Raw genomic sequence first — 17,954 nt, forward strand, 5'->3', positions numbered from 1 at the left:
AGGTGTTTGAAGATGGCACAAGACGTATTATGTGAAGTAAGCAACTGCAAATATAACCGTGAAGGTAAGAAGTGCTCTGCAGACCAGATTTTCGTTGTCAGTCATAAAGGAAACAAAGCCCACAACAGTGAAGAAACAGATTGTAAAACATTCGATCCGGGTATGTAATGGATAGAAGGCAACCATAGGCGTGGTTGTCTTCTTTTTATTAGTATTGATAATAATTCTCATTCTTATACAAAAAAAGCTCACAAAAGTGAGCTGATCAACTTGCTTGTTCCGAAAATGTGGTCGTTTTGAGTTGCCGGTATCTTGTGTAGAACAGTCCGGTCATCATAAGGGAGAGGAATCCGAATAAAACCGTCATGATTTGAAGTCCAACGAGATCGAGCAGCAATCCTGTGAGAAGGAGCACAACCTGGAAAATCAGCCGGTCGAGCATATTTCGGAACGAGAAGAAACGGCCGTGAAATTCTTTCGGTATTCGTGTTTGAAAAATCGTGGCAGCAGTCGGGAAGAAGCATCCCACGGCAAATCCAAACACTGTAAATGCAAGCACGGACAAGAACGGACTGGTTGCAAAATAAAGAATCATTTGCGCAATCCCAATGATGAAGCTAAAAAAGAATAATATTTTATAGGGTGACATTATATCACCCATTTTCTTGACGGCAAAAGCACCTGTCATAAAGGCAATTCCTTCGGCGGTATAGATCCAACCTTTAATTGCTGAACTATCCTGAAGCTCACTAATGTTGATGACCATTAAGTTGAAACCGCCAATAAACAGGAGAGGGATTAACGTCATCACAAGGGTCATAAATACAATCGGAAGCCCCTTAATGACGGGAAATACTTCTTTGAAGCTTGCCCCTTTTGGTTTTTCACCTAGTTGAGTGGTGGTCGACGTTTCTTCAATTGATAAGAACCAGGTCATCACAAATAGTGCCAGATACGCCGCTAATGAGAGAACGTATACCATCGTTAAGGATATGACCACCAATAGGATACCTGCTAACGCAGTTCCGAGGATCCTTGAGAGTGTGGCAACATTCATATGAACCCCATTCATTTGCAGTAAATCCTTCTCTTTCACCACCATCGGAATGGCAGCTTGCAGAGCTGGGAAATAGAAGGCGGCAGATATTTGGATGCTCACTAAGAAGACGACCATCCATAGCACCGAGCCTGTATCAATCGCAATCAACATGAAAATAACACTTAATGCCCTGGTGAAGCCTGAGATGAGCATCACCGACTTTTTATTTACCTGATCCGTTATTCTGCCGGCTAAAGGTCCAACAGCAAGACCGGCGAGCAGCCCTGAAGCGAGAATCACCGATTTCAGAAAGTCGGAAGGCACCTTTTCCTGCATAAACTCCAGATTACCGATAATTCCCAACCACAATCCGAGTCCGGCTATAAATTCACCTATCAATAATATCCATACATTTTTATTTTTCCACATATAGGTCCGTCCCTCGCAGTCGATTTATTTCGCTTCTCTAAATATACTATGGTGGGAGGGGAATGGGAATGATTTTTTTGGGTGGGGATGATGTAGTTATCTTGTGAGAGAGCCTGGAAAAGGCAGTTCGCCGTTATAATGAAAATTTCGCCTTAAAGATTACGAGCTGTTAATCGGTTCAAAAATAAATAATACAGAACTAAGAAAGTATTTAGTAGTAGACTCACCCTATGTTGCAAAAAGACTCCTCCAATCCCTAAACCTCCCCACAGCAAGCACCGAAAAAGGCACACAATACATCCTAATATTCATTGAAAATCAACCCCGAAACAGAAACAAAAACACCCGCCAACAATCTGACGGGCTTTCATTCCTTCTCAATCCACTCCTGGGACCACTTTTCTATATCTTTCATTAAAGGTTCTAAAGAATACCCTTTTTTAGTTAGTGAATATTCAATACGCACGGGTGTTTCTGGGTAGACGTCTCTCTGGACGATTCCTTCTTCTTCAAGATCCTTTAAACGCTCTGATAGAAGTCTGCCGCTGATGCCGATTGCGTCTTTGATGGTGCAGTTTCGTTGTGGACCGGTAAGCAATTGATAAATGATGAGTGCTGTCCATCTTTGACTTAAGATGCCGATTGCCTTCTCAAACCTTGGACAAATTTCTGATTGATTCATTTTGTCAGGCGCCTCCTTCTTAGTAACTAGTATACCACAAATTCACCTTTTTAGTAATTTAATTACTTGACAGAACATAGTTATTAAAATAATATAGGTTACATAAAGTAACTAACTTTAATAAAATAACAAAAAGGAAGGAAGAATATACAATGCTACAGAACCACTTATTAGGGGCATTTATTTTAAGAATATTTCTAGGAATCACCTTTTTCATTCACGGTTTGACTAAGTTTCAGGGAGGGATTGAAAATACGGTCGGTTTCTTTCAAAGTTTAGGACTGCCGGGGTTTGCGGCTTATGTAGTCGCCATCATTGAACTGGTCGGTGGATTGGCAATGATTCTGGGGATCGGGACTCGTGTCGTGGCTGGATTATTTGCGTTAATCATGTTGGGAGCAATCGTAAAAGTAAAATTAGCTGCCGGTTTCTTAGGGAATGGGCAGATGGCGGGATATGAATTTGATTTAGCACTGCTTGCGATTTCATTATATTTTGTCTTGGCTAAGGAATCATTGTTCTCAATAGATCAGAAGTTTTCACAGTCAGAATGAATTGGAGGAATTAAGATGAATTTTCATAAAGAACCACATACATTCGTTGGGGAAGTAAATATAAAAGTTGAAAACTTAGAACGATCACTTTCCTTTTACCAAGAGGTAATCGGATTTAAGGTACTGGAACAGACTGAGAAAAGAGCGACTTTGACCGCAGATGGGATCCACCCATTATTATCTCTGGAACAGCCTGAAAATGTTTTACCGAAGCAGCCTGGAACGACAGGATTGTACCATTTTGCCTTGTTGTTACCGAATAGAGCAAATCTTGGGGAAATATTAGAACATTTTATAAAGCTGAATATTCAACTGGGCTCTTCTGATCACCTGGTCAGTGAAGCACTGTATTTATCAGATCCGGATGGTAATGGAATCGAGATTTACAGGGACCGTCCTTCATCCGAGTGGACGTGGAGTGGCAATCAGGTAAAGATGGCCGTTGATCCCATCGATGCAAGGGGGGTATTGGCTGAGGCAATGGGACAACCGTGGGAAGGACTGCCTGCCGGTACGGTCATGGGACACATCCATCTGCATGTTTCTGATTTGAAATCAACAGAGGAATTCTACAGGGAGGGACTTGGCTTCGATGTAGTCAGTCGATTCGGAAGTCAGGCACTTTTCATTTCAACAGGTGGATATCATCATCATATTGGACTGAACACCTGGAACGGTGTAGGAGCGCCGAGACCAGCTGAAAACAGTGTGGGCTTAAACTGGTTCACCCTACACTTCCCAACCGAAGAAAAACGCACCATCATCATCCGAAAGCTTGAATCCATTAGAGCACCCATCCAGGAACAAAACGGAAAAGCTTTGACCGAAGACCCATCAGGCAACCGGATCTATTTAAGCCTGTAAGAGAAGAGGGACGGACCTCACTTTGAGGTCCGTCCCTCTTGCTGGGCTATAAATCGATGGGTGAATCTAAGGGAACATTAAAAAGGCGCCTACAAGCATTGAATGCGGTGCCTGGCTCCTTTTTTGTATGATTTTATTAATAATAATAAGGGTAAGGAGGATAACCATAATAAGGTGGAGGATATCCGTATCCATATCCATAAGCGTAAGGACTCAATAATGCAGCTCCAAGCAGCCCACCGGCAAGCCCTCCTAAAAACGGGTTGAATCCAAACCCAAACGGTCGTCTTCCAAATCCACCAAAGCCAAATCCAGGCCTGCCAAACCCCACACGTCCGATCGGGCGACGTACATCATGATAATTGATAAATGTTTTATTACTTACAGTGTGAAAATCATTCATAGCATAAACCTCCTCTCTATCTAGGTTATGAATATTCGCCCCGATACGTAATGGACTGGGCATTCACCCATCTAGAGAGAGTTTGTGAAAATAGACCTATGAATGTAAAGCAGCTGCTAACCTGGTTGCTTTACATTCTCATAATTGAGTATGTAAAACAACTTCAGGAGGAAGATTCCTTCGTTTGCACCAATGCAGATATGACGGCCCCGATTGCCTGGATCCAGCTTCCCGTCACATTGATATTCCCGCTGTCTCTTTCATTCAATTCGAGGATTCCAGCGATGGCCTGTAGTGAGTTACCAATAACCTGAAGGAGATTTCCGTATATGGAATATAGCTCTTCTAACGTATGTTCTTCATCAAATGAATCAGCAAGGGCAGCCCCTCCACCCAGTGCTTGAAGGAGATTTCCTTTAATATTCAACTCTTGCTTCGTAATGTCATTAAACTTAATGAGTATGCCAGCTATAACGGTTACGTTTCCGATCGCTTGAATTTCATTTCCTGCTTTCGTCAGGGTGAAATCATCTATTGCATCTGCTTCTAACGCATTTCCTGTTGCTTGAAGTTCATTTCCTACGAGATTGAACGAGTTTAAAGTATCTTCTGGAATGCTCTTAATTGGGGTACTGCCAATAGCGGCAATGACCGTTCCGATTGCCGCGATCCATGCTCCCAATGTGGCTTTTTGTTCATTGCTCATAGTATAATCGCCTACTTTAATGTTCTTAGATATTGTATACAACTAGGCAATCGTATGTTCATCATGCATTTAAGGTGTTTCCCACCATTTGATTGAATGGTAAGAATCACTTCCGACGGGAAAGGTTTCCCCAATCCTTGGAGTAACAACAGGAACCCCTTGTTCTGCGCCACCTTTTGTCACACGTTTGATGGGGTCGGTCCATTCATGAAAGGATAACGTAAAAGCACCCCAATGTATGGGCAAAAGCTGCTTCCCTTTCACATCAATATGCGCTTGTACAGTTTCTTCTGGAAGCATATGAATCGGTGCCCATCTGGTATCATATTGACCACATTCCATCAGGGACAAATCGAATGGTCCATAAACACTGCCAATCTCTTTAAAATGAGGGCCGTATCCACTATCACCGCTAAAGAAGAGTCTGGAAGAGTTCCCGATGATACACCATGAACACCATAAGGTAGCATTCCGATCATGTAAGCTTCTGCCGGAAAAATGTCGAGCCGGGGTACAAGCCAGAGTAAGCCCACTCCACTCAATCTCGTCCCACCAATCAAGCTCTACAATGTAATCAGAATGGATTCCCCATCTCTCAAGGTGACTCCCTACTCCAATGGGAACAAAAAACTGCTTCACTTTGCCTCGAAGCTTTCGAATGGTGCCATAATCGAGGTGATCGTAATGATCGTGTGAAAAAATGACAGCATCAATAGAAGGGAGTTGTTCTAATTGAAACGGAAGGTCTTTGCTAAACCGTTTCCCGCCCATCCAAGGAAACGGGGATGGAGCACGACCAAACATAGGATCAAGCAATAGCCTTTTTCCATCAATCTCAACCATGGAAGCTGAGTGCCCGAACCAGGTTACATTTGTAAGGGGATGAGGATGGTCAAGGGATGGATAGGTGACTATCGGAATATCGTACTTAGGCTTCCGGTTGGCGTTTCTTTTCACCAGATCTCGTATCATCGTAAGAGAGGTGGAAAAGTTGGTATCCATGGAAGTTGGGATGGGATTTTTAAAAGAGCCTTTTGAATGCTGCGGAGAGGACTGAACGCGTTCAAGGGAAGGCTTCTCACCAAATGCAGGATAAAACCGGACAACCAGGAAGGCGATCACGATTAAAGCGGTAAGTGAAAATATAGATATAAGCATGGATTCTGCTCCTTTTCATTAGATATCTATTACTATCTCAGATAAGCTTGCGACTGTCCAAAATGAAAGGAGTAACACATTTAAGAATTATTTAAGATTTTCGTTAAGAATGCATAAGGTTTGTTTATTATACTATCGTTAATCATAACGAGGGGATGAGCAAATGAAAAAATGGTTGATTGGAATAGCTGTAGTAGGAGTATTAGGAGTGGGATGGTGGCTGGTTTCTCCGTTATTTTTAGATAAGGTGGTGAACGAAGCGCCTGTTTCATCGTCTTCTGGCTCAAATATGAAAGAACAAGAAGAGAATACTATGAAAGAAACCGATTCATCTTCGCCAGACGAAATGACAAACGATACAATGAAAGTAAATGAATTAGTCGGGATTTTTCAAGGCGCAGATGAAAATCACGATGCAAAAGGAAAAGTGAGTATATCAGGAAAAAATATTCGATTGGAAAATTTTGAAGTGACCAATGGGCCTGATCTTTACGTTTACTTAGTAGAAGAAGGTCAGGATACAAAAGAAGGGATTTCACTGGGTGAATTAAAGGGAAACAAAGGCAATCAAAATTATGAGATTCCAAGAGGCCGAACTGCATCATCAGGAATGCAAATTGTGATTTGGTGTAAACAATTTAATGTGGATTTCGGTCGTGCTGAATTAGGTAAGGCATTGTAAAGGAGAGTAAACCATGGCAAACAAAGTGCTGTTAGTAGATGATGAAGAAAATATTGTGGATGTATGCTCACGGTATCTCATGAGGGAGGGGTATGAAGTGAGTACTGCCTCAAACGGATATGAGGCAATCCAACGATACCATACGTTCCAACCGGACATCGTGATCCTGGATATTATGATGCCTCAAATGGATGGGTGGCAGGCAGCTGAAAAGATAAGGGAAGACAGTGACACACCCATCATCATGCTGACAGCACTGGGGCAGGAGAAGGATCGGATTTATGGGCTGACGATCGGTGCGGATGACTATGTGACAAAACCATTCAGCCCCCGTGAACTGTTGCTACGGGTTAAAAATGTGTTAAGGAGGACCTGCTCTCCTCCAAAACGGGATGAACAAAGGGAGGTTCTTGAGTGGGAAGGCTTGCTCATTGATAGGGATAAGCGAAAAGTAGTCGTGTCAGGGAAGGAAATCGAGATGACCGTAAAAGAATTCGATTTATTATCCCTGTTGGCAGAACACCCTTCACAGGTGTTCTCCAAATCACAGCTGCTCGAAACATTGTGGGGATATGAATATTTAGGTGATGCCAACACGATCAATGTTCATATTCGAAGGTTAAGAGAAAAAATAGAAACCAATCCTTCTGAGCCTCAATGGATAAAAACCGTGTGGGGAATAGGTTATAAGTTTGAGGGGCAGCAGCCTTATGAAAATTAGGACCCTCCTCATTTTAGCCAACACAATTTCGCTCTCCATAATCCTGGTATTTCTCACAATCTCGTATGTTCAGATGTTTATCTCAACCAATATCATCATTCTGCTTTCCCTTATTACGCTTGGAGCGGGGATCCTATCCTTTGCCGTGAATTTGATGATCACATCCCCTTTATTGAAGTCTGTGAAGCAGATGAGCAATGAAGCAGAGAGGATGGCTAAGGGTGACTTTGATGTGAAGGTGACAGAGGCAGGACCTCTGGAAATTAGAGAGCTCGCTGCTAACTTTAATCATATGTCCACTAAAATCGAAGCGATGTTCGACGAATTAAGGGAATCGGAGAAGTTCAAGAGTGAACTGATCGCCAATGTTTCTCATGATCTCAGAACACCTTTATCATCGATCCATTCTTTCGTTGCCGCTTTGAACGATGACATTATTGAAGATCCTGAAGCACGGAAGAGGTATTACGAGACTATTTTGTCAGAAACTGAAAAACTGGGTCTATTAATTGAAGAAGTATTGGAGTTTTCACAGTTGGAAAACAGGAAGCTGCCATGGAATCCACATCCGACACCAATCGATAAACTCCTGATTGAAACCATTCAGCAATTCGAAAGGATTTTGCAAGAAAAACATGTTGAACTGATAGTACAGTACGATGAAGATTTGCCTCTCGTTCCTTTAATGCCCGTTCAACTCAAAAGAGTGATGACGAACTTTATACAAAATGCTCTATCCTTTTCCCCAGATCATACGTCATTGCAAATAAAAGCAGCGAAGGATGGGGAGATGATGAGCTTTTCGGTCACAGACGAAGGAAAGGGGATTCCCCTTGAAGAACAGGCATCAATCTTTCAACGTTTTTATCGGGTAGAGAAGTCCCGTAATAAAGCAGGTGGAGGGTCTGGCTTAGGGCTTTCCATCAGTAAAGAAATAGTTGAACTTCATGGTGGGGAGATCGGAGTCGAAAGTGATGGTGAGTCGGGCAGCACCTTTTGGTTCCGATTACCTTTGGAGAAGAGAAAGGAGGAGAGATAATGAAAAAAGTGATGACTGGAATTGGATTGATACTCCTATTGAGTCTGGCGGCTTATTTCGGACCTAAACTGTATGCAAGCATGACCCAAAAGTCTTTGGGAAGTGAGCCAGTAAAGACAGATATGGTGGATGAAGAACATGCGGTTGCGACTTTTGCAGGAGGATGCTTCTGGTGCATGGAACCTCCTTTTGAAAAATTGGATGGTGTGTATTCCGTCATTTCCGGATACACAGGGGGTGAGGAAAAGAATCCAACTTATGATGAGGTTTCCACAAAACAGACGGGTCATGTAGAAGCCGTTCAAGTTGAATATAATCCTAAGGTGATCACGTATGGGCAACTATTAAAGATTTTCTGGAGACAAATCGATCCTACTGATAATGGTGGTCAATTTGTCGACCGTGGTCCTCAATACGTGAGTGGTATCTTCTTTCATAATGATGAACAGGAGAAAGTAGCTCAACAATCAAAGCAGGAATTAGCAGACTCAGGACGTTTTGATGAAGACATCGTCACAGAAATCCAGCCTGCTAAAACCTTTTACAAAGCAGAAGAGTACCACCAGGATTATTATAAGAAAAATGAATTGAGTTATAAGTTTTATCGAAACAACTCGGGAAGAGACGAATTCCTTGATGAAGCTTGGGGAGACGACCGAAACATCAAGCTGGACACAAACCCTCTATATCCTTCTTACACAGATGAAGAATTAAGGGGAAAACTTACGGATATCCAATACAAAGTAACTCAAGAGGATGCGACAGAGAAAGCATTCGACAATGAGTATTGGGATAACAAAGATGAAGGTATTTATGTAGATGTGGTTTCAGGAGAGCCTCTCTTCAGTTCTAAAGATAAATATAAAAGCGGAACCGGATGGCCCAGTTTCACGAAACCCTTAGTAGAAGAAAACATTGTGGAAGTGGAAGATCGGACACTATTTATGGTGCGAACCGAGATAAGGAGTAAACACGCAGACTCCCACCTGGGACATGTGTTCGATGATGGTCCTGAGCCAACAGGTTTAAGATATTGCATGAATTCAGCGGCCCTTCGATTTGTCCCGAAAGATAAGTTAGAAGATCAAGGCTACGAAGAATTTGTTTCTCATTTTGGAAAAGTGGAGGGGGAGTCGTCATGAATGGCGCAACCTCATTACAATCGGCTTCAGCCATCAGTGATCTTCCAGGAAGGTTCGGAAATTACTCAAAAAAAGAAGTAATCTTTCAACCTTTTTCACTTAGTCAAAATCTGTACAGGATTCAATCCGGGAAAATAAAGCTATATAAGAATAGTGAGGATGGACGCAAAACCATCCTCACCATGCTGGGTGAGGGAGATTTCTTCAGTAACATAGCACGTTTCAGCTTAGATGACGAGGGAGTTTATGCAGAAGCCATTGATGAAACGATCTTAAGGATCATCTCACTTAAACAACTGGATAGCCTAAGTGTATCGCAACCTGCTTTTCTTTCAGAGCTCTTCTACACCTTCAATCAACATATGAAACAACGAAATATGTTCCTCGAACGCATCATGTACGCATCGGTTAAAGAACGAATCCTTTATCTCATGTCATTCCTTATGAAGAACTTTGGAGAAAAACAAGGGAGATTCATGAAATTAACGGTCCCCCTTACTCACCAGGACATCGCAAGCTTCATTGGCTCTACAAGAGAAACGGTGACCAGCCTCACAAAAGAACTGATCACAGAAGGACACATCCAAAAAAAAGATAAGCACTATCTTATGATGGGAGGAACGGACCTTTAAAGGTCCGTTCCTCATTATCACCTGTCTAATTTAACGATGTCTGCGTCTTTGTTTGGACGGTTTAAGATGAGGTCACGGAGGATGTTAGATCCGAGCATGCTGTATACCGTGCCGTTTCCACCGTAGCCTAATAAGTAATAGGTACGTTCTTTTTCAGGGTGCTTTCCGATATAAGGGAGGTTGTCCAATGATTCTCCAAAGCTTGCTCCCCATGCATAGTCCATTTTGATGTCCAGGTCGGGAAAAAGTTTTTGAACCTCTTTCTCAATTTGCTTTCCCCTTTTTTCAATTTTTTTCTCATTCTGAGGTGCCTCGGGGGGATCCTCATCCAAGCCCCCTGCAATGATTCGATTATCCACTGTAGTGCGCAAATATAAGTAGGGGCGTTTCGTTTCCCAGATGAGAGCACGTTCATGCCATTGGGATAAATCTTCAATGGGCTCAGTGGCAATGGCATAAGATCGATTGATATCAGTGCCAATTTTCTTATCGATAGGAGGAGTTTCATATCCGGTTGCATGAACCAGGTGTGATGCTTGAATAATTCCTTCAGAAGTATGAATGTTGACACCGGCAGCATCCTCTTCTACCCGCCCGGCTTCAAGATTTTCAAATATGGTTGTCTTTTGACCTTCCTTTAAATAGTCAATGATACCGTTCACAAATCGGTATGGATTTACTTCGGCATCTCCATTGGTGATTAAAGCTCCCGGTTTCGAAAAAGGCAATCGCTCTTTGATTTCTTTCTTGGACCAATATTCAACTGGAAAGCCATGTTCCTTCAATACTTTGTATTCTTTTTTCAGCTTTGATACATGCCGAGTAGTACTGGCATAGTATATGCTCTTCCTCCGGATGAATTCGGGAGACACTGGTAAATTCATAGCAACTTTTTCAAGGCTTTCGATCGCTTCAAGACAGAGCTTATAAAAACGGACAGCTTTATCTTCTCCAATTTGATCAATCAGATCATGGAGCATGATATCGTTGGAAAATTGAAGTAAACCAGTATTGGCAGCTGAACTCCCTGAAGCTATACTTCGTTTTTCAATGATTGCAACGTTCAAACCAGCTTCGGTAAGTGAATAGGCACATAATGCCCCGGACATTCCTCCCCCGATAATGGCTACATCATAATGTTTATCAAAGTTTCTCTTTTTATCTTTTAATGTAGTTGGCCAATATAAACGGCCATTATGCAAATCCATTGTGGTTCCCCCAATAAGTATTGATATTTAAATTATGTTCATATTCCATTCCCTTAAACAGTCTTGGATAAAACATATATTTAATCGTTACTGTTTTGTAACGAAGTGTCTTAGTGGGTACCATCATCATTATTAAGGTAAAGTAATTAAGTTAAGCGGAGTTATTTAAATGAAGGAAATTGAGATGTGACGTTGTTTCAGTCAGAGTAATTCAATCGAAATGTATCAGGAAAAACGGCTACTGCATATGCAGGGTGAAGATGCAGTAGCCACTGGTTTATTTTTTCGTGTAATTCAAGTCCCAACAGATGCCATAAGGATCTTTTACTTTTCCATATTTAGCGCCCCAGAACGTGTCTTGAAGTTCCATTACTACGGTTCCTTTTTTAGTTAACCGACGGTAATAAGTGTCGATTTCCTCTTCACTTTCCAGCTCAAGGACAAGGGATATATTGTTTCCTACCATTGGCTGATGACCGGGAAAGCTATCTGACATCATAAAGGAAAGCTCTCCTTTTTTAAAGTGAGCATGCATGATTTGATCAGCGATTTCCGGTGGACTTGGGTAATCGGCCTCACCAAAAGTCTGAACGGCCAATACTTCTCCTTCAAATACTTCTTTGTAATAGTCTAATGCTTCTTTCGCTTCGCCACTAAAACTAAAATAAGGTGCAGCCTGATGTTTCATCATTTCCACTCCCCGGTTCGCTAGAATTTTAATACATCTTTATTATAGTCCAAACAGTTGGAACGAAACAAGAACAAATGTTCGTTTTTATAGAAAAAAATGGGATAGGCAGTTAACTGCCTATCCACGATTATTTAAAATAATTCAGTATTTAATTCAACATCGATATTGCCACTCGTTGCTTTTGAATACGGGCAAACTCCATGTGCCTTTTCGACCAATTGCTTCGCTTCATTTAATTCAACACCACTTACTGCTACTGATAACACAACGCCAAGTTTGAATCCACCATCTGTATCTTTTCCAATGGAAACTTCAGCTGCTACTTTCGATTCAATCTTTTTCTTTTCTTGACGGGCCACTAAGTTAAGAGCGCTATCGAAACAAGCTGCATAACCAGCTGCGAATAATTGTTCGGGATTCGTTGCTCCTTCTGCCCCGGAACCCCCAAGTGATTTAGGCATGGCTAATGCGACATCCAATACTCCGTCACTGCTTGTTACTTTTCCGGCGCGTCCACCTGTTGCTGTTGCTTTTGCTGTGTATAATGCTTCCATTTCTTTCACTCCTTATTTGTATTTGATTGTGCACGATTAAATATTACAAAACTAATAATAAAGGCTTTGATTTTAATTGTCAACAATTAAGTTGTTAGCAATTAAATTTGATAATTGATATCATTTTTTGTATGATAATCTCAGGTTAGTTTGTACAAGAAAGGAATTCGCATGTATGAAAGATCCATTATTATTATTAGAAAATCAAATATGTTTTAAGATCTATACAGCAGAGCGGGAGATTACCAAATTATATCGGGGACTGCTTGAAGAAATCGGGGTGACTTATCCACAATACCTTACATTGTTAGTGCTTTGGGAAGATGGAACGGTATCTGTAAAAGAATTGGGTCGGAAATTGTTCTTGGACTCGGGAACGTTAACTCCGATGCTGAAAAGAATGGAATCGAACGGATTTGTCGAGCGTCACCGATCGGTTGAAGATGAACGAAGCGTCGTGATTTCCCTTACAAACAAAGGAGAAGCGATGAAAGAAAAAGCTGCTTGTGTTCCGACTCGGTTGCTCGAGCAATTAGAGATGGATGGAGAAGAGTTGGAGAGGTTGGATCAGACATTGACGACGATACTGGGAAGACTTCACGGGAAGAGAAGTGAGTAGGGATGACTTTGGTCATCTTTTTTTTTTGAGAAAATTGTAGAATCATGGTTGTGAATTTGTTATAATTTGGTAAGTGGCTGGATTTTTCGTGATTTCGGCCGGATTACTTTTAAAAACGGCTGGATTAATCCACGTTTCGGCCGGATTTTCTTCAAAAACGGCTGGATTAATCTCCTGAAGGACTTGGCCCACCTCATAAACTGCTGAAATTCCTTCAAAAACGGCGCCGTTCATTTAAAACTGCTGAATCTTTTTCAACAGCACCTCATTCACCCACTGAAACTCTTCCAATTCACCTAAAGGAGTGATCTTTTGATCGGAAAAGAACATCAACCCCCTGTTATTATCTCAAAGCTTGAAGCCCTTTTAAGGAGATTGTCAAAATACTTTGTGAGAAGACTTGAAATAGAGTCTCAACTAGGTAAATTCAAAGCTGGCTATAGTGGTGAGTTATCATTAGACTATTATTTAAACAATCTTCCTGATAAAGAGTATGTTATCCTTCACGATCTTCGCCTACAAAACAAGTCATCCATTTTTCAAATTGATACGTTAAGCCTGCACAGACATTTTATTCTTATTTTAGAAGTGAAAAACATTGCTGGAGATATTTATATCGATACAAACTTCAATCAAATGATTCGAACTTTGAACGGTAAAACGGAAGTCTTTCCAGATCCAATCTTGCAAGCTTACAGGCAGAAGGTGGAGCTTGAGAGATGGTTAGTTGAAAATAAATGTCCTACAATACCGATCGAGCACCTTGTAGTCCTGTCGAACCCTCACACTCATATTAAAAATTCTCCGGAAGATCAGCATGTGTTTCAAAGACTAGTAAGAAGTGCGAAGCTCCCCTTCCAAATTGAAAGCTATACACATTTTTATCCAATCCCTTCTTTAACTCCTAAAGAATTATCCAAGATTACAAAGCTTCTTCTTAAGCACCATACACCTCAAACGTATGATGTTCTTCAACAATTTAACGTTGCGCATTCAGATATTATATGTGGTGTCTATTGTGTTGAGTGTAAAGCTGCAACGATGGAGAGAATTGGTGGTACTTGGAGGTGCAGAAGCTGTAGAACAATACAAAAGGATGCTCATATGTCTTCGTTACGAGATTATGCTTACCTTATGGGTTCTACTATTACAAACAGGGAAGCTAGGGAGTTCTTAATGTTGGAGTCTGAGTCAGCGACGCGTAAAATGTTAAAGAGAATGAACCTTCCAACCACAGGGTCGACAAGGAACAAAAGATAAGACTTAACACCTCTCATGGAGCATCCTCCTTCTCCCCCCGAAAAGCCAACACCGAAGTCTTCAAAGAAGCATAATTCCCAATCGCAGCGTATCCATAAAAGAACCCCATGAAGATTCCCGTTGCCAGATGCCCTCTGTGACTGATGAAAATGGATATTATCAAGCCTAGAATAACGGCAATGTTTGGGACTAAAAAGGCAGGGGGATTTAAGAAAATTTTAATGAGTTGGGTCAGGATGATCAGGACGGGTATCGCGATGACCGCATCCCAGAAATTTGTGTGAATCGTTGGGAAATCCATACAGCTCCTCTAATCAAGCATTTTATTATAATGTTTCCTAATTTAGTTCTCATTAACAAGAAAAAATGACCCCTTAAAAGGGATCATCTCATTTAAACAACGCATTCCAACGCTCAGCTTTTTCAAGTGCTGCTATGTCATTTGCGATTTCACCAGGCTTCACCCCGGCACCAATCATATAGTCCGCAAATTCCATATTGACGAATTCAAAAATGTAATTGAACTGCTGTACCAGGGGCAAACCTTTAATCTTTGCTGAGCTTCCACCGGTAATCACTACATATGCTTTTTTCTTCGTAAGCTCTTCTTTTAAGTTAAAGCGCTCATCACGCAAGTACTGACTCCAGCGGTCAAAGAAATTTTTCATAGGACCACTCATTCCATACCAATATAGGGGTGTAGCAAATAGTAGTACGTCATGCTCTTCCATCAATTGGACGAGCTGTTCGTAATCATCATCCACAAGAGAAAATCCGCCTTCTGAATGTCTTAGGTCTTCGATCGCTTCAATATGCAGGTCGGCAAGAGATACCACAGTGTGCTCCGTTCCATCTACGATTTTTTTTGCAAGGTATTCTGAGTTGCCGTTTTTTCGTGTGCTCCCTAAAATGGCTAATACTTTCATTTGTCAACACTCCTTTATAAATTACTGTTTGAGTAGTTTTTACCTAGTATTCCACATGACGGTGACAGGGGTCCTTCTTAAGATAATGTTCTCCAATAGTCACTTATAGCTAGAGTTTACAGCATTAAACTGTTAGGACGCCACCTTTTGTTAAGAGTGGGTACATGCGATTCTTGGTTAGGTATACACGTATATACCCTATTCGAGCAACAGAGGATATGCCCAAACGATGATCGACAGTGGGTGGGGATAAGAGTTAGAGTTGTATTTTGAAATATCAGTAAAACGGCCGGATTATTCCCGGAATCGGCCGGATTATTCGCAAAACTGGCTGGATTATGAGAGAAAACGGCTGGATTTATCACCCTTTCGGCTGGATTATCGCAAAAAGCGGCCGGATTCGTCACCATTTCACCTAGATTCTTACAAGGGGACGCAACCCTATGACAGATACAGCGCCAAAATCCATCAAAAAAGGACGAATCGATAAAGGATTCGTCCTTCAGGAAAAGCATGCTGCTACCTCTTATCACCGTCTCCGAAACCCTTCCTCACGCAAATACAACGTTGCTTCATCGTACCCGCCAAAGCTGTCTTCCAGGTTATCGCCGGCATAAATATTCCAGCGGTCATCTTCTTCGATCAGCATGAGGGAATGCCCTTCAGCATCTTTCCACATCTGTTCGACGGGCGGCACGATTTCTTCTTCCGTAGCGAGATGATCAATGGATGCCCGAATGATGGCACGCAGTTCATCACCTGAAAAATCACGGATATTCACGAGTCCTTTTTTATTGGCTTCATAATCGGGGAGACTGCCCGTATAAACAAAACCGTTTCCGTTCGGATGGAGGTGGTACACCACAGTCGTCTTTTCATAGACACTTTCTTCAAAGTGGAAATTCACCCGATTCAGTGAAACGTCCTTCCGTGAAAGTTCAGGAAACTCTTCAATTATGGTTAATTTATCTTCAAATGGTAACATCAAATTCCTCATTTCATTTTGCGATTTTCCCATTATAACATAGTGCCCTATTTTCTAAGAGAAGTTAAAGGTATAATGGGGTACAAAGAGGTGACCCCAATGAATGATTTTACTTCCTTAGGAATCCAACCTAAGTACGTCAATGCGTTAAAAGAACAATCGATTACAGAACCAACACCGATCCAGATCGAAACCATCCCTGTGTTATTAAATGGTGAAGACGTGATCGGACAGGCACAGACAGGAACGGGAAAAACGATGGCTTTTCTCCTGCCTATGCTTGCCAAAATAGATCCAGCGAGAGATGAGATCCAATCTCTTATTGTGACTCCGACGAGGGAGCTCGCGATTCAGGTAACGGCTGAATTAAATCAGATTCTTTCTTCTACGGAAGATGACATAAATGTGTTAGCTGTGTACGGCGGCCAGGATGTTGAGAAGCAGATCAAGAGACTGAAGAATAAAGCGATTCATATCGTGATTGGAACACCTGGTCGTTTACTTGATCACGTTCGTAGGGAGACCGTGGACTTTTCAAATGTATCGTTCCTGGTGCTGGATGAAGCAGATCAAATGCTCCATATCGGATTTTTTGATGAAGTCGAGTCGATTATTCGCGAGACGCCGTTCACCCGTCAAACTGCCCTGTTTTCTGCGACGATGTCCAAGGATATCCGAAAGATCGGAAAGCGCTATATGAACAACCCACATAATGTACAGATTAGGGAGAAAGAAAAAATAGTACAGGAAATTCAGCAGGAAATCGTGGAAACGACGGATCGCCAGAAATTAGAGGCCCTTAGTCAAACAATTCATGATGTCCAGCCGTTTTTAGGCATCATTTTCTGCCGAACGAAAAGAAGGGTCAGCAAGCTGCTGGGAGATCTGAAAGCGAGAGGATTCCTGGTGGATGAACTGCACGGTGACTTATCTCAAGCGAAACGAGAAGGAGTGATGAAGAAGTTCAGGGACGCGAAACTTCAGCTTCTTATCGCAACAGATGTAGCAGCGCGTGGACTTGACGTGGAAGGTGTCACTCATGTTTTTAACTATGATATCCCTCAAGATGTCGAAAGCTACATTCACAGAATCGGAAGAACGGGCCGTGCCGGTAAAGACGGGCTTGCGATCACCTTTGTGGCATTAAAGGATAAGCAGGACCTGGAAATGATTGAAAAAGGTGTTGGCCGTTCATTGCCTCGTCGTGTCGTGGAGGTGGCTCCTTCTAAGGAAACCTCACATGTTCATAAGGGAACGAGTGAAAGTGCGAAGGATAGACGGGAAAAGAATATCCAAACCAACAAAGAGCGAAAAGCAAGATCTCCACGTGGAGGCCGGTCTCGTAATAGTGATGGTGGTGACTCATCACGCAGCCATCGTTCCAGAAGGGAAGAATCATCATCCCGGCGTGGCGGAGACTCAGCCGGTCCCTCAAGAGGCAGACCATCCAGAACAAGTGATTCTGGCAAACCAAGAAGAAACGACTCCAGCATTAAAAGAAACAGCCAAGGGAAATCCTCTTCAAATAGAAGAGGCCGCTAACCAAAAAAGCATGGTGACCAATGTGTCATCATGTTTTTTTATAGAAAAGAATGGTGAACGATCCTTCAAAACTTTATAAATCAGGATACCACTATAATATTTCAGAATATTCCCAATC

23 protein-coding genes are annotated in these 17,954 nt (G+C 41.9%); 11 read left to right on the forward strand and 12 right to left on the reverse strand.

The features are described 5' to 3' along the window. The first annotated feature begins 12 nt into the window (after positions 1–12). Positions 13–168, forward strand: coding sequence for a DUF1540 domain-containing protein (locus ACOSV2_RS16710; protein ID WP_082051198.1), 156 nt, complete (start codon positions 13–15; stop codon positions 166–168). 97 nt (positions 169–265) lie between these two features. Here ACOSV2_RS16710 and ACOSV2_RS16715 read toward each other — a convergent pair whose 3' ends face one another. Next, entirely contained in the window at positions 266–1,468 is a 1,203-nt protein-coding gene (locus ACOSV2_RS16715; RefSeq protein ID WP_428976123.1) for an MFS transporter, read from the reverse strand. Between the two features lie 367 nt (positions 1,469–1,835). Further along, a complete protein-coding gene (locus ACOSV2_RS16720; RefSeq protein ID WP_428976124.1) occupies positions 1,836–2,150 on the reverse strand; it encodes a winged helix-turn-helix transcriptional regulator in 315 nt (104 codons plus the stop codon). A gap of 152 nt (positions 2,151–2,302) precedes the next feature. Between ACOSV2_RS16720 and ACOSV2_RS16725 the strand changes: the two genes are divergently transcribed. Both ACOSV2_RS16725 and ACOSV2_RS16730 read left to right on the forward strand, forming a co-directional pair. Then, positions 2,303–2,704, forward strand: a complete 402-nt coding sequence (locus ACOSV2_RS16725) for a DoxX family protein (RefSeq protein WP_428976125.1) — start codon at positions 2,303–2,305, stop codon at positions 2,702–2,704. A 15-nt stretch (positions 2,705–2,719) separates the two neighbouring features. Continuing rightward, the gene (locus ACOSV2_RS16730) at positions 2,720–3,568 is read left to right on the forward strand and encodes a VOC family protein (RefSeq protein ID WP_428976126.1); all 849 of its coding nucleotides are present in this window, start codon (positions 2,720–2,722) and stop codon (positions 3,566–3,568) included. Between the two features lie 136 nt (positions 3,569–3,704). Here ACOSV2_RS16730 and ACOSV2_RS16735 read toward each other — a convergent pair whose 3' ends face one another. The 3 genes from ACOSV2_RS16735 to ACOSV2_RS16745 form a co-directional block, all read right to left on the reverse strand. After that, a complete protein-coding gene (locus ACOSV2_RS16735; protein WP_428976127.1) occupies positions 3,705–3,971 on the reverse strand; it encodes a spore coat protein in 267 nt (88 codons plus the stop codon). 163 nt (positions 3,972–4,134) lie between these two features. Then, positions 4,135–4,677 (reverse strand): DUF6944 family repetitive protein, encoded by a 543-nt coding sequence (locus ACOSV2_RS16740; protein WP_397552832.1) that lies wholly within the window; start codon positions 4,675–4,677, stop codon positions 4,135–4,137. Positions 4,678–4,746: 69 nt separating this feature from the next. After that, positions 4,747–5,835, reverse strand: coding sequence for an MBL fold metallo-hydrolase (locus tag ACOSV2_RS16745; RefSeq protein ID WP_428976128.1), 1,089 nt, complete (start codon positions 5,833–5,835; stop codon positions 4,747–4,749). A gap of 163 nt (positions 5,836–5,998) precedes the next feature. Between ACOSV2_RS16745 and ACOSV2_RS16750 the strand changes: the two genes are divergently transcribed. Genes ACOSV2_RS16750 through ACOSV2_RS16770 form a run of 5 tightly spaced genes read left to right on the forward strand, consistent with a single transcriptional unit; the run spans position 5,999 to position 10,051 of the window. Further along, positions 5,999–6,517 (forward strand): DM13 domain-containing protein, encoded by a 519-nt coding sequence (locus tag ACOSV2_RS16750; protein ID WP_428976129.1) that lies wholly within the window; start codon positions 5,999–6,001, stop codon positions 6,515–6,517. Between the two features lie 13 nt (positions 6,518–6,530). Beyond that, on the forward strand, positions 6,531–7,238 hold the full coding sequence (locus tag ACOSV2_RS16755) for a response regulator transcription factor (protein ID WP_428976130.1): 708 nt from the start codon (positions 6,531–6,533) through the stop codon (positions 7,236–7,238). Further along, positions 7,228–8,277, forward strand: coding sequence for a sensor histidine kinase (locus ACOSV2_RS16760; RefSeq protein ID WP_428976131.1), 1,050 nt, complete (start codon positions 7,228–7,230; stop codon positions 8,275–8,277). Before ACOSV2_RS16755 ends, ACOSV2_RS16760 begins: the two co-directional genes overlap by 11 nt. After that, positions 8,277–9,419: a peptide-methionine (R)-S-oxide reductase MsrB gene (gene msrB / locus ACOSV2_RS16765; RefSeq protein ID WP_428976132.1), complete on the forward strand. Its 1,143-nt coding sequence runs from the start codon at positions 8,277–8,279 to the stop codon at positions 9,417–9,419. Before ACOSV2_RS16760 ends, msrB begins: the two co-directional genes overlap by 1 nt. Next, complete coding sequence (locus ACOSV2_RS16770; RefSeq protein WP_428976133.1) at positions 9,416–10,051, forward strand: Crp/Fnr family transcriptional regulator; 636 nt, start codon at positions 9,416–9,418, stop codon at positions 10,049–10,051. Before msrB ends, ACOSV2_RS16770 begins: the two co-directional genes overlap by 4 nt. 17 nt (positions 10,052–10,068) lie before the next feature. Here the strand turns inward: ACOSV2_RS16770 and ACOSV2_RS16775 are convergent, their stop codons facing one another. The 3 genes from ACOSV2_RS16775 to ACOSV2_RS16785 all read right to left on the reverse strand — a co-directional run bounded on the left by ACOSV2_RS16775 (position 10,069) and on the right by ACOSV2_RS16785 (position 12,504). Further along, positions 10,069–11,259: an NAD(P)/FAD-dependent oxidoreductase gene (locus tag ACOSV2_RS16775; RefSeq protein ID WP_428976134.1), complete on the reverse strand. Its 1,191-nt coding sequence runs from the start codon at positions 11,257–11,259 to the stop codon at positions 10,069–10,071. 277 nt (positions 11,260–11,536) lie between these two features. Continuing rightward, on the reverse strand, positions 11,537–11,950 hold the full coding sequence (locus ACOSV2_RS16780; protein ID WP_428976135.1) for a VOC family protein: 414 nt from the start codon (positions 11,948–11,950) through the stop codon (positions 11,537–11,539). A 131-nt stretch (positions 11,951–12,081) separates the two neighbouring features. Continuing rightward, the gene (locus ACOSV2_RS16785) at positions 12,082–12,504 is read right to left on the reverse strand and encodes an organic hydroperoxide resistance protein (protein WP_428976136.1); all 423 of its coding nucleotides are present in this window, start codon (positions 12,502–12,504) and stop codon (positions 12,082–12,084) included. Positions 12,505–12,679: 175 nt separating this feature from the next. Between ACOSV2_RS16785 and ACOSV2_RS16790 the strand changes: the two genes are divergently transcribed. Next, positions 12,680–13,123, forward strand: coding sequence for a MarR family winged helix-turn-helix transcriptional regulator (locus ACOSV2_RS16790; RefSeq protein WP_428976137.1), 444 nt, complete (start codon positions 12,680–12,682; stop codon positions 13,121–13,123). A 42-nt stretch (positions 13,124–13,165) separates the two neighbouring features. On the opposite strand, the gene ACOSV2_RS16795 is transcribed toward ACOSV2_RS16790, so the two are convergent. Next, positions 13,166–13,357 carry a hypothetical protein gene (locus ACOSV2_RS16795; RefSeq protein ID WP_428976138.1) on the reverse strand — a complete coding sequence of 64 codons (192 nt, stop codon included), beginning with the start codon at positions 13,355–13,357 and terminating at the stop codon, positions 13,166–13,168. Positions 13,358–13,435: 78 nt separating this feature from the next. On the opposite strand from ACOSV2_RS16795, the gene ACOSV2_RS16800 reads away from it, so the two are divergent. Continuing rightward, positions 13,436–14,383, forward strand: coding sequence for a nuclease-related domain-containing protein (locus ACOSV2_RS16800; RefSeq protein ID WP_428976139.1), 948 nt, complete (start codon positions 13,436–13,438; stop codon positions 14,381–14,383). Between the two features lie 13 nt (positions 14,384–14,396). Here ACOSV2_RS16800 and ACOSV2_RS16805 read toward each other — a convergent pair whose 3' ends face one another. The 3 genes from ACOSV2_RS16805 to ACOSV2_RS16815 all read right to left on the reverse strand — a co-directional run bounded on the left by ACOSV2_RS16805 (position 14,397) and on the right by ACOSV2_RS16815 (position 16,294). Continuing rightward, complete coding sequence (locus ACOSV2_RS16805; protein ID WP_428976140.1) at positions 14,397–14,684, reverse strand: hypothetical protein; 288 nt, start codon at positions 14,682–14,684, stop codon at positions 14,397–14,399. Between the two features lie 88 nt (positions 14,685–14,772). Further along, complete coding sequence (locus ACOSV2_RS16810; protein WP_428976141.1) at positions 14,773–15,309, reverse strand: flavodoxin family protein; 537 nt, start codon at positions 15,307–15,309, stop codon at positions 14,773–14,775. Positions 15,310–15,838: 529 nt separating this feature from the next. Beyond that, complete coding sequence (locus ACOSV2_RS16815; protein ID WP_428976142.1) at positions 15,839–16,294, reverse strand: hypothetical protein; 456 nt, start codon at positions 16,292–16,294, stop codon at positions 15,839–15,841. Between the two features lie 90 nt (positions 16,295–16,384). On the opposite strand from ACOSV2_RS16815, the gene ACOSV2_RS16820 reads away from it, so the two are divergent. Further along, entirely contained in the window at positions 16,385–17,836 is a 1,452-nt protein-coding gene (locus ACOSV2_RS16820) for a DEAD/DEAH box helicase (protein WP_428976143.1), read from the forward strand. The last annotated feature ends 118 nt before the right edge of the window (positions 17,837–17,954 follow it).

The sequence above is a fragment of the Rossellomorea sp. DUT-2 genome, from assembly GCF_052665285.1.

Excerpts from the sequence above, each read along its gene's own strand:
- ACOSV2_RS16710 (WP_082051198.1), top strand. The coding sequence starts at position 13 with ATGGCACAAGACGTATTATGTGAAGTAAGCAACTGCAAATATAACCGT.
- ACOSV2_RS16715 (WP_428976123.1), bottom strand. The coding sequence starts at position 1,468 with ATGTGGAAAAATAAAAATGTATGGATATTATTGATAGGTGAATTTATA.
- ACOSV2_RS16720 (WP_428976124.1), bottom strand. The coding sequence starts at position 2,150 with ATGAATCAATCAGAAATTTGTCCAAGGTTTGAGAAGGCAATCGGCATC.
- ACOSV2_RS16725 (WP_428976125.1), top strand. The coding sequence starts at position 2,303 with ATGCTACAGAACCACTTATTAGGGGCATTTATTTTAAGAATATTTCTA.
- ACOSV2_RS16730 (WP_428976126.1), top strand. The coding sequence starts at position 2,720 with ATGAATTTTCATAAAGAACCACATACATTCGTTGGGGAAGTAAATATA.
- ACOSV2_RS16735 (WP_428976127.1), bottom strand. The coding sequence starts at position 3,971 with ATGAATGATTTTCACACTGTAAGTAATAAAACATTTATCAATTATCAT.
- ACOSV2_RS16740 (WP_397552832.1), bottom strand. The coding sequence starts at position 4,677 with ATGAGCAATGAACAAAAAGCCACATTGGGAGCATGGATCGCGGCAATC.
- ACOSV2_RS16745 (WP_428976128.1), bottom strand. The coding sequence starts at position 5,835 with ATGCTTATATCTATATTTTCACTTACCGCTTTAATCGTGATCGCCTTC.
- ACOSV2_RS16750 (WP_428976129.1), top strand. The coding sequence starts at position 5,999 with ATGAAAAAATGGTTGATTGGAATAGCTGTAGTAGGAGTATTAGGAGTG.
- ACOSV2_RS16755 (WP_428976130.1), top strand. The coding sequence starts at position 6,531 with ATGGCAAACAAAGTGCTGTTAGTAGATGATGAAGAAAATATTGTGGAT.
- ACOSV2_RS16760 (WP_428976131.1), top strand. The coding sequence starts at position 7,228 with ATGAAAATTAGGACCCTCCTCATTTTAGCCAACACAATTTCGCTCTCC.
- msrB (WP_428976132.1), top strand. The coding sequence starts at position 8,277 with ATGAAAAAAGTGATGACTGGAATTGGATTGATACTCCTATTGAGTCTG.
- ACOSV2_RS16770 (WP_428976133.1), top strand. The coding sequence starts at position 9,416 with ATGAATGGCGCAACCTCATTACAATCGGCTTCAGCCATCAGTGATCTT.
- ACOSV2_RS16775 (WP_428976134.1), bottom strand. The coding sequence starts at position 11,259 with ATGGATTTGCATAATGGCCGTTTATATTGGCCAACTACATTAAAAGAT.
- ACOSV2_RS16780 (WP_428976135.1), bottom strand. The coding sequence starts at position 11,950 with ATGATGAAACATCAGGCTGCACCTTATTTTAGTTTTAGTGGCGAAGCG.
- ACOSV2_RS16785 (WP_428976136.1), bottom strand. The coding sequence starts at position 12,504 with ATGGAAGCATTATACACAGCAAAAGCAACAGCAACAGGTGGACGCGCC.
- ACOSV2_RS16790 (WP_428976137.1), top strand. The coding sequence starts at position 12,680 with ATGAAAGATCCATTATTATTATTAGAAAATCAAATATGTTTTAAGATC.
- ACOSV2_RS16795 (WP_428976138.1), bottom strand. The coding sequence starts at position 13,357 with ATGAACGGCGCCGTTTTTGAAGGAATTTCAGCAGTTTATGAGGTGGGC.
- ACOSV2_RS16805 (WP_428976140.1), bottom strand. The coding sequence starts at position 14,684 with ATGGATTTCCCAACGATTCACACAAATTTCTGGGATGCGGTCATCGCG.
- ACOSV2_RS16810 (WP_428976141.1), bottom strand. The coding sequence starts at position 15,309 with ATGAAAGTATTAGCCATTTTAGGGAGCACACGAAAAAACGGCAACTCA.
- ACOSV2_RS16815 (WP_428976142.1), bottom strand. The coding sequence starts at position 16,294 with ATGTTACCATTTGAAGATAAATTAACCATAATTGAAGAGTTTCCTGAA.